The sequence below is a fragment of the Thauera sp. genome (genome assembly GCF_034003485.1).
Taxonomy (GTDB): domain Bacteria; phylum Pseudomonadota; class Gammaproteobacteria; order Burkholderiales; family Rhodocyclaceae; genus Thauera.
This window is the reverse complement of record NZ_JAVEYL010000026.1, coordinates 44,639-53,717: the sequence shown is the minus strand read 5'-3', so window position 1 is coordinate 53,717 and position 9,079 is coordinate 44,639. Positions and strand designations below refer to the sequence as shown.

11 protein-coding genes are annotated in these 9,079 nt (G+C 66.2%); 5 read left to right on the top strand and 6 right to left on the bottom strand.

All coding sequences use genetic code 11. The features are described 5' to 3' along the window. Positions 1-366: 366 nt before the first annotated feature. Positions 367-795 (bottom strand): PaaI family thioesterase, encoded by a 429-nt coding sequence (locus tag RBT54_RS14315; protein WP_320367749.1) that lies wholly within the window; start codon positions 793-795, stop codon positions 367-369. A gap of 234 nt (positions 796-1,029) precedes the next feature. Here RBT54_RS14315 and RBT54_RS14310 point away from each other — a divergent pair, with 234 nt between their 5' ends. After that, entirely contained in the window at positions 1,030-1,305 is a 276-nt protein-coding gene (locus RBT54_RS14310; protein WP_320367748.1) for a transcriptional regulator, SarA/Rot family, read from the top strand. Positions 1,306-1,379: 74 nt separating this feature from the next. Then, complete coding sequence (locus tag RBT54_RS14305; RefSeq protein WP_320367747.1) at positions 1,380-2,273, top strand: dienelactone hydrolase family protein; 894 nt, start codon at positions 1,380-1,382, stop codon at positions 2,271-2,273. 107 nt (positions 2,274-2,380) lie between these two features. On the opposite strand, the gene RBT54_RS14300 is transcribed toward RBT54_RS14305, so the two are convergent. The 5 genes from RBT54_RS14300 to RBT54_RS14280 all read right to left on the bottom strand — a co-directional run bounded on the left by RBT54_RS14300 (position 2,381) and on the right by RBT54_RS14280 (position 6,645). Continuing rightward, positions 2,381-4,018: a putative bifunctional diguanylate cyclase/phosphodiesterase gene (locus RBT54_RS14300; protein ID WP_320367746.1), complete on the bottom strand. Its 1,638-nt coding sequence runs from the start codon at positions 4,016-4,018 to the stop codon at positions 2,381-2,383. 44 nt (positions 4,019-4,062) lie between these two features. Continuing rightward, on the bottom strand, positions 4,063-4,488 hold the full coding sequence (locus RBT54_RS14295) for a c-type cytochrome (protein ID WP_320367745.1): 426 nt from the start codon (positions 4,486-4,488) through the stop codon (positions 4,063-4,065). Between the two features lie 22 nt (positions 4,489-4,510). Next, positions 4,511-5,095 (bottom strand): ferritin-like domain-containing protein, encoded by a 585-nt coding sequence (locus RBT54_RS14290; protein WP_320367744.1) that lies wholly within the window; start codon positions 5,093-5,095, stop codon positions 4,511-4,513. A gap of 34 nt (positions 5,096-5,129) precedes the next feature. Then, the gene (locus RBT54_RS14285) at positions 5,130-5,819 is read right to left on the bottom strand and encodes an RNA polymerase sigma factor (RefSeq protein ID WP_320367743.1); all 690 of its coding nucleotides are present in this window, start codon (positions 5,817-5,819) and stop codon (positions 5,130-5,132) included. 202 nt (positions 5,820-6,021) lie between these two features. Beyond that, on the bottom strand, positions 6,022-6,645 hold the full coding sequence (locus RBT54_RS14280; RefSeq protein ID WP_320367742.1) for a glutathione S-transferase: 624 nt from the start codon (positions 6,643-6,645) through the stop codon (positions 6,022-6,024). 263 nt (positions 6,646-6,908) lie between these two features. On the opposite strand from RBT54_RS14280, the gene RBT54_RS14275 reads away from it, so the two are divergent. From RBT54_RS14275 to sdhD, 3 genes are all read left to right on the top strand, one after another. Beyond that, complete coding sequence (locus tag RBT54_RS14275; protein WP_320367741.1) at positions 6,909-8,117, top strand: YbfB/YjiJ family MFS transporter; 1,209 nt, start codon at positions 6,909-6,911, stop codon at positions 8,115-8,117. A 223-nt stretch (positions 8,118-8,340) separates the two neighbouring features. After that, on the top strand, positions 8,341-8,727 hold the full coding sequence (gene sdhC, locus RBT54_RS14270) for a succinate dehydrogenase, cytochrome b556 subunit (protein WP_320367740.1): 387 nt from the start codon (positions 8,341-8,343) through the stop codon (positions 8,725-8,727). Next, the gene (gene sdhD, locus RBT54_RS14265) at positions 8,724-9,065 is read left to right on the top strand and encodes a succinate dehydrogenase, hydrophobic membrane anchor protein (protein WP_320367739.1); all 342 of its coding nucleotides are present in this window, start codon (positions 8,724-8,726) and stop codon (positions 9,063-9,065) included. Before sdhC ends, sdhD begins: the two co-directional genes overlap by 4 nt. The last annotated feature ends 14 nt before the right edge of the window (positions 9,066-9,079 follow it).

The window sequence follows — 9,079 nt, the reverse complement described above, 5'->3', positions numbered from 1 at the left end:
GAGATAATCGGATTGGAATAAAGCCTTCCACTCCTGTTCCGACAGATCTTCGTCAAGAAATAACTTCTTGATGGCAGAGTCCGCGAGTTCCATGTTCCTAAAAATTTGCTCTACAGATGGAACCCATGCTGCTGGTCCGCGACCTTTCCTCTTACGACGTTTCTTCTGCATCTAGAACTGGTCCCAAGTGGCGCCGGAACGCACAGAAAGTTTGGAGGTTTCGGGGGCAGGTCTCGCATTTGCTCATCCGTCAATGAGTGGTTTCGACCCGTTGCGGCCGTTCAAGACAATCGTGGCGTAACAGCAGGTATCTGGCTTTAGCTGCCGTATGCCGTCACATATGACGTTGTCGGCGCCATCTGCTTTTCACCTCGGCCAAAGAATCATCTGGGTGCACCGAAAGAGTGCCAATTTGCGACCACTGGCTTCGTCAGTTACCTCAGCATCCCAGACCTGGGTCGTTCGACCGAGATGTTGTGCTGTTGCGACACAGGCCACGGTGCCTTCGGTTACTGTTCCGAGATGATTGCTTTTTAGTTCTATCGTGGTGAAGGACTGAGCACCATCCGGCAAATGGGCAATGGTCGCGTAGCCGCAACTGGTATCGGCAAGGGCAACCACGCTTGCCGCGTGGAGAAATTCATTAGGCGCAATGTGCAATTTCTGAATGGGCATTCGGCTGCGTAACACATTTGACTGGAGGTCGATGACCTGAATTCCCAGGTATCCCGGGAGATATTCCTTGCCACGCTCGTTCAGAGTTTCAAGGCTGACATCGCTTCTCAGTTTGCTCATTTGATTATCCTCATAGTGATCCAGTCAACCTCATCGAATATAGCAGGACGTCGGTTTCATACGAAGCAACACTGACCTAACTGAGTAAGCAGGTAACCTGACAGCTTCCAAATTCAAGCACCCACTCCAGTGGCATTTTCCCCAAATCACTGATCGGCCGCTTCTGGCTGAATGTGTGAGGTCGGGCTGGGTGCTTAGTAGCTGCCGTTGGCGATCAGGCGGAGGTCGCCCTGAGTGGCCCGTCAGGCCGACAAGGTGGCACTGGACGCCGGCACACTGGTGCCACTTGTATGTAAGCTGGTGGCCCAGAGCCTTCTCCTGCGGGAACGTAGCCCCGAAGACGAACGGTCCGTGATCATTTCCCTCACGGACGCAGGCCAGGCGCTGCAACAGCAGGCCGATGCCGTGTATGCCCAGGCCGCATGTGCCACGCAGTGCACTCTCGAGCAACGCCAGGCTTTGACGGCCCAGCTCCAGGCGCTGCGTGCGGCGCTGAACCATTCACCGTGAGGAATATGGCGCGCACCGCGTTCCGTGCCCAAAGGTCTTTCCCTCCGCAACCCCCAACCACCCAAGGAATTCTCATGAAACTGATGGACTACGGCCTCAAGCCAATCGACTTCCAGAACCCCACTCAAGCCGCATCCGTCCCATCCTCGCGGCGTGAATTCGTCATGACGTCTCTGGCCTTGGGTTTTGCCCTCGCATCCAAACCGGTGCTGGCCCAGGCCATCGTCACTGACAGCAAGGGCCTGGTTGCTGGCGAGGTCAGCGTGCCGGTGGCCGACGGGAAGATTCCCGCCTACCGGGCCATGCCTGCGGGCCCCGGCAAGTTCCCGGTGATTCTGGTGGTGCAGGAAATCTTTGGCGTGCACGAGCACATCAAGGACATGTGCCGGCGCTATGCCAAGCAGGGCTACTACGCCATTGCGCCGGAGATGTTTGCACGCCAGGGCGACGTGTCGAAGATGATCGACATTCAGACGATTCTGTCGCAGGTGGTCTCCAAAGTGCCCGATGCCCAGGTCTGCGCCGACCTGGACGCCACCCTGGCCTTCGCGCGCGCCAGCGGCAAAACCGACGCCCATCGCACGGGTTTGGTGGGTTACTGCTGGGGTGGCCGTACGGCATGGGTCTACGCGCGGCACAACAGCAAGCTGAATGCCGCCGTGGCGTATTACGGGTTGCTGGAAGGATTGAAGGCGCCCGAACTGCGCCCCGAAGACCCGATCGACTTTGCCGACCAGATCAAGGTGCCGGTGCTAGGGCTATATGCGGGCATCGACGCCTTCGTCAAGCAAGAGACCATTGCCAAGATGCGCGGCCTGATCAACAAAGGCGGAAGCGGCTCGGAGATCATTGTGTTTCCCAACGTCGACCACGGCTTCAACGCAGACTACCGCCCCAGCTACGACAAAGCGGCGGCCACGTACGCCCAGAAGCTGGCCAACGATTGGCTGAAGAAATACAAGGTCTGAGGTCTCGGCCAATGCGGCTGCAAGGGAACCGGGGTGAGGCCTATTGCAGCCGCAGGTCACCGTTGGCTAAAGCGGACATCGACCACCCACCAGCGGCCGAGCGGCAGTTAATCGGACCGTTGCCGCACCCGTCGATGGAATTCCGACGGTGGCAGCGGGCGTCCGAACAGGAAGCCTTGCCCGACATCCACGCCCAGCGCGGTCAGCAGTGAAGCCTGTGCCTCGGTCTCGACCCCCTCGGCGATTGTTTCCAGACCCAGCCCGCGGGCGAGCGCCACGACGGCCTGGGCGATGCTGACGGCGGATGGGCTCTGCGGCAGGTCGCGCACGAAGGCGATGTCGATCTTCAGGGCATCGACGGCGAACTGGCGCAGGTAGGCGAGTGCCGTATAGCCGGTGCCGAAGTCGTCGAGCGAGACGCGGATACCGAGCCGGCGCAGCGCCTGCAGCCTTCCGCTGACCAGGGGCACGTCCTGCACCGCGGCCGATTCGGTCAGTTCGATCACCAGCCGGTCGGGCGGCGCGGCGGCAAGGGCCAGGGCGTTCTGCAGGCGGGCGACGAAGTCCGGGTGGTAGAAGTCCAATGCCGAGAAATTGACGGCGACGCTGACCGCCGGGTCGGGGCAGGCGGCGATCTCGGCCAGGCTGCGCTGCAGCACCCAGTCGGTGATTTCCCCCACCAGGCCGAGCCGTTCGGCCAGCGGGACGAACTCGGCGGGCGGGACCGAACCGAGCTGCGCGTCGTCCCAGCGCACCAAGGCCTCGGCACCCACGATCCGTCGATCGATCAGCCGGCACTTGGGCTGCAGCAGCAGCTGCAGCCGGTTGTTGCGCACCGCGTCGTGCAGGCGGGATTCGATGCTGAGTTCCCGCACGGTCGATTGCTGCAGGCCTGCGGTGAACGCATTGATGCGGCCCAGGCCGGCGACGCCGGAACGATAGCAGGCCCACTGCGCTGTGCGCAGGAGTTCGTCGAGCTCGCCCCCACAGCAGGAGAGACCGAACGTGACGGTCAATAGAAGGGAGGTCGTGTCCCACGCATAGGGCTGCCGGAGTGCGGCGGCGAGGGTTTCGATGCGCGACATGGCATCGGCGCCCAGGCACAGCGCGAAGCTGTCCTCGCGCAATCGAGCCGCCGCTTCGTGCGGGCCGAGTGTCGCCTGCAGGCGGGCGGCGATCTCCCGCAAGGTGGCCATGCTCCAGCGTTCGCCATAGGCGACGGCGAAGCGCCGGAATTCCTCGATGCGGAACACGGCCACGCGCCGCTCGCCGTCGGCCGGCCCGGCGCAGTGTTCGGCAAAGCCCCGATGGTTGAGCAGGCCGCTCTCGGCGTCGTGCAGCGCGAGGTAGCGCATGCGGTCCTCGGTGCGCTGGCGTTCGCTCATGTCGCGGACGAAGCCGGTGAAGAAGCGCCGCCCTTGGCGCTCGAAGGTGGAGATGCCGACCTCGACCGGTAAGCGCGAGCCGTCCTTGCGCACGCCCTCGAGCCGCGGGCCGCGGCCGAGCACATGCTTGACGCCGCGGTCCGGACGGAAGGCGCGCAGAAAGCCGTCGTGCTGTTCCTTGAGTGGCGACGGCACGATGATCGAGATGTTGGCGCCGAGGAACTCCTCGCGCTGCCAGCCAAAGAGCCGGGTGGCGGCCGCATTCGTATCGACGATCCGGCCGCGCTCATCGATGGTGAACACGGCATCGAGACTGGTGCCGAGGATGGCGGCGATGGCTTCGGGGTCGTAATCGAACATGTCTCTCTCCCGGTTGTGCGCCGCCCCCTCGCCGCGCCCACGCATCAAGGACGCTGCACTGCGTCCGCCGACAGCTTGCGACAAGGGGCCGTGCCGTTCACCTCGCGCAGGAACACGATCAGGTCCTGCCGCTCGGCGTCGTCCTTCACACCGTCGTAGCCCATGCTGGTGCCGGGGACGGCCGTCAAGGGCGAGCGCAGGAAGCGGTCGAGCGTCCTTTCGTCCCAGACGAAGCCCGCACGGCGCATCGCGGGCGAATAGGGGAAGCCGGGAACGCTCCCTGCGCGCCGCCCGATCAGGCCACAGTGGCGCGGTCCGGTGCGGTCCCACTTCAGCGCGTGGCAGGCCGCACAGCGCTCATACACCCGGGCGCCACGGGCATAGGCGTCGTCCGCGGGGGTATCCGCCGCTGCGCTGCCGGCGAGCGCGGTGCAGAGCAGCAGCCAGCCAACGGAGCCTGTCGCGCGCATGATCGTGGGTCTCCCTCCCGATTCAGGCGACGAAGGCGTCGGGCACCGGCACGTCGCCGACGGCATTGCGCAGGATCGCCCAGTGCATGGCTTCGTCGCCGAGGATGCTGCCGGCCGCCTTGGCGAGGTCCCGGTTGCCGAACAGCGGGATGGCGCCCAGATAGGCGCTGACCGCACCCTTTTCGAGCGCCGCCGCGAAGCGCAGCACATCGGTCTGATTCTTCAGCGTATCGACCGGGAAACTGTATTTGTCCCGGGCAGCGACCGCGCGTCCGCCGAGCTTGCCGATGGTGGTGGCGAGCAGCTCGGCGTGCTGCTTGTGATGGCCCTGGAAGGTGACCGCCAGGTCGAGTACGGCTTTTTCCATGAGGCCGCTTTCGGCGCCGACCTGGTAGGCGGCGATGGCTTCCAGCTCGGCCCCCAGCGCGGTGTTGAGGATGCGCAGGTCGCTTTCGACCGCTTGGTCGGCTTTGGCGGCTTTCGCGGCCAGCGCCTCGCGGCCGGAGAGCAGGGCAACGGCCGTGCCGGAAAGCAGGAGGCCGGCCTGGCCCAGGAAGGTGCGACGGGGCTCGACCGCCGCGATGGCCTGCTTGATCAGCGTGTTCATGTCTTTCTCCTTGGGTGGCGCAGCACCGGGCTGCTCAAACGGATTTCCGCTGCAGGCGTGCCAGCACGCCCGCGACGATCCGGTCGCATCGGTCGCCGGCAAAGGCGTACACCTCGCCGAAGACGGGGTCCATGTCCCGGGCCAGCGCCTGGCTCAGGAGATGTCGAGCGCGGAAGAAGCGGGTGCGTACCGTGGCCTCGGGAATGCCGAGCACGTCGGCCGTCTCTTCGCTGCTGAGCTCCTCGACGCCGCGCAGCACGAAGACCTCGCGGTACAGATCCGGCAGCGCGTCGATGTGGGATTCGAGCACGCGCCGCAGTTCGCTGTTGGCGGCGGCGGATTCCGGGTTCGGAAAGCGGCTTTCGCCCATGTCGTCCTCCTCCTCGCCTGCGGGAGCATCGACGGCGGCAAAGATCGCCCGCTCGCGGCCCAGACGTTGCCGGCGGCGGATCGCGCGATTGGCCACGATGCGGATCAACCAGGTGGATAGCCGCGCCTCGCCGCGATAGTGGTGCATGCCGCGGTAGGCGAGCAGGTAGGCGTCCTGCACCACCTCCTCGGCCTCCTCATCGTCACGCAGGATGCTGCGCGCGGTCCGGAACAGCACCTGGTTGTGGCGCCGCATCAGCGTCGTGAAGGCGTCCTGGTCGCCCGCCGCAACCGCCTGCGCCAGGTCGATGTCGGCGCGGGGAGCCGTGGTGGCGGGGTATCTGTCCGGGATCATGGCTTGCTCCGTTCTGGCCGTGTTTAACCCACTGGATGCAGGCGATGCGAACCGCGTTTCAGTCGAGGCGAATTAAGGGGGAGGCAATAGGATGGAGACAAGCCCCATGACCGAACCGGCCACCGGACCCGTCGAGCAGCGCTTGCGCCTTGCCTTGCCGTGCCGCGGCCGGTGCAACGGCTCGCGGCGACGGTGATCCGGCTCACGACCCGCCGCGCGCCTCGTAATACTGGGCGATGGCAGGAACCCTGGCGATGCGGTCGACAAAAGCCGCAAGCTTCGGCGCCACGGTCTCGACCAGGTCGGCAGGAATGTGGTCCAGCTTGCCGGAGCCAAACCAGCGCAGCATGACGAAGGCCTTGAGGTCGGCGACGGTCAGGCGATGGTCCGCAAAGAACTCGCCGCCGTGGGCTTCGAGCTGGTCCTGCAGCCAGCGCAGATAGCGCGGCAATACTTCCGCCGTCAGGGCCTCGCGGGCGTGCTTGAGCGCATCGCCAGTCAATCCGAAGGTCGCCCCGAGCTTGGTGTTGATGTCTTCCAGTGCGTCCATCACTTCATCGCAGAACAAGGCCTGAAGGTGGTCTTCGGGGTAAAGCCCGGCCAGCTTTCCGGCATAACGCGTGATCGCGTCGCTCTGGGTAACCTGCACGTCATTGACGTGAAGCGTCGGCACCTGGTTTAGCGGTGTGGTCTTGCGCACCTCGGCAAAATCACCGAACGCAAAGCGGTGGTCCTCGAACGGAATTCCGCCGATGTGCAGGGCCAGCCGTGCGGGCTCTGCGCGTCCGCCGGAAAAGTCGAAATAGGTAAGCTTGAGTTTGTCCATGGGTCCGTGTCCTGCCAGCGCGCTGTGTATGTGGGTTGGGGAGCCTTGCGATTGGGTCAGCGCAAGGCGGGTACTACAGGACACACGTATAGGCTACGCGGCGGGGGCGTGCAAGGGCATGCCGGCTGTCGCACGCGAGGGGGCGCAGCAGGCGCTGGCGCGCGATGGCCTGTCCGGCTCGCCGGGCGGCTCCAGGGGCACTCGCAACCAGGCGTCGTCGGCGCCACGTTCCGTCCGCGACCCGATCGGAGTCTAATCTCGCCATGGAACCCCACTCTTCATCCTCCCTGTCGCCCCGATCGATCGTCTTCATCGGCCTCGTCGCGCTCGCCATCGCAATGGGCATCGGTCGCTTCGCATTCACGCCGATGATGCCGCTGATGGTGCGCGACGGCAGCCTGGACGCCGTGACCGGGACGGAATGGGCGACCGCGAACTACGTCGGTTACCTGCTCGGCGCGATCAGCGCGTCGTGGTTTGCGCGCAGCCCGCGGCGGGGCTTGCAGGTCGGGCTGGTGGGCGTTGCCGCGACCACCCTGGCGATGGCCTGGGGCAACGCCGCGCTGCCGTGGGTGGGCATGGCGCTCCGGGGCAGCGCAGGCGTCTTCAGCGCGTGGGTGCTGGTGTGCGCCAGCAGTTGGTGCCTGCCGGAGCTGGCGCGCCGGCACGCGACCTCACTGGGGGGATGGATCTATACGGGGGTGGGGCTGGGGATCGCGGCAACGGGCGTGCTGACCTGGCTGGGCGGCGCGCAGGCGGCGACCGTGCTGTGGGTGGAGCTCGGGCTGCTCGCCACCGTCGGTGCCGTCCAGGTCATGCGGCGTCTGCCCGCGCAGCCCGGCGCCGCCGCGGCTTCCGGCGTGGCAGGTGCGTCGCGGCCCGCAGCTTCCCCGATCGCGAGCGGAAACCTGGGGGTGGTGCTGTGCTACAGCGCGTTCGGCTTCGGCTACATCATTCCTGCGACCTTCCTGCCCACGATGGCCCGCCAGCTGGTGTCCGACCCGCTCGTGTTCGGGCTCACCTGGCCCATCTTCGGCACGGCGGCGGCGCTGTCGGTGGCCTTTGCCGCGCACCGGCTGCACGGCTGGTCGCGCCGCAAGGTGTGGGCGATCGCACAGGGGGCGATGGCGGTGGGCACCGTACTCCCGCTGCTGCAGCCGGCCTTGTGGGTGCTGGCGGCCTCGGCCGTCCTGGTCGGCGGGACCTTCATGGTCACCACCATGGCGGGCCTTCAACTCGCGCGCGAGCGCATGCCCGCCAACCCGACGCCGCTGCTGGCGCGCATGACCACCGGCTTCGCCGCGGGACAGATCGCCGGTCCGCTGCTCGTGCGCCTCATCGGCGACACGCGCATTGCCGGCTGGGATGCACTGAGCGTCGCCAGTGCGGCAGCCGGCCTGCTGCTGGCGATCACGTCCATCTGGCTCTGGCGCGAGGGCATTGGCTCGATGTCGAACGCGCGGTCATCTTAGGACGCGCACGACCGAGCCTCGAGGCGCTGCGCGTGCTTGTCGCTCCCACAGAGGGATCGCGCCATGCGCGGTGGGAGCGGGCAAGCCCGCTTCCACAAGCCAGCCCATCCGTTCGTGCGATCGCCCTGCCCCGACGCCGGCACCACATCGGCCTGTGGTCTATGGTTGGGGTAAGACGCGCTCCGCCGCCACCGGCGGAGGCTCGAACTGCCCGGGAGCCGAAATGGACAGGCCGCCTCCACGCTTGCCGGTATTCCTGAATCTGGCGCAGATCCGCTTTCCGATCGGTGCGATCGCGTCGATCGCGCACCGCGTGGCGGGGGTGCTGCTGTTCATCGCCCTGCCCGTCGTTGCCCTGATGCTCGATGCCTCGCTGCGCACCGAGGCCGGTTTTGCCTCCGTGCGCGATCTGCTCTCGTCGCCCTTCTGGATCGCGACGGCAGCCGTGCTGTTGTGGGCGCTCGTCCATCACCTGCTGGCCGGGGTCCGCCACCTGCTGATGGACGTCGGCGTGGGCAGCGAGCTTGTGCGGGCACGCGCCAGTGCGCGCCTGGTCCTGGTCGCCGCGCCCGCGCTCGCGCTGCTCATTCTCGTCTGGGGGCTGTCATGAGGCTGTTCGACGGGCAGCGGGCATGGGTGGTGCAGCGCATCAGCGCCTTGCTGCTGCTAGTGCTGATCGTGTTCGGCGTGCTCGCGCTGCCCTTTGCGCCGCCGCTCGATTTCGCCGGGTGGCGCGCCTTCGCCGGCGGCGTGCTGGGCGGGCCGCTGATCGCGCTGCTGTTCGGCGCCTTGTGCGCGCATGCCTGGGTCGGGATGCGCGACATCGTGCTCGACTACATCCAGCCGCGCGGACTGCGGCTGGCGGTGCTGAGCCTGATCGCGGTCGTGCTGCTCGGCGTGCTGGTGCGCGTGCTGCTGAGCCTGGCCACGGTGGCACTCACCGCCTGAGCGGCGAAGGGACG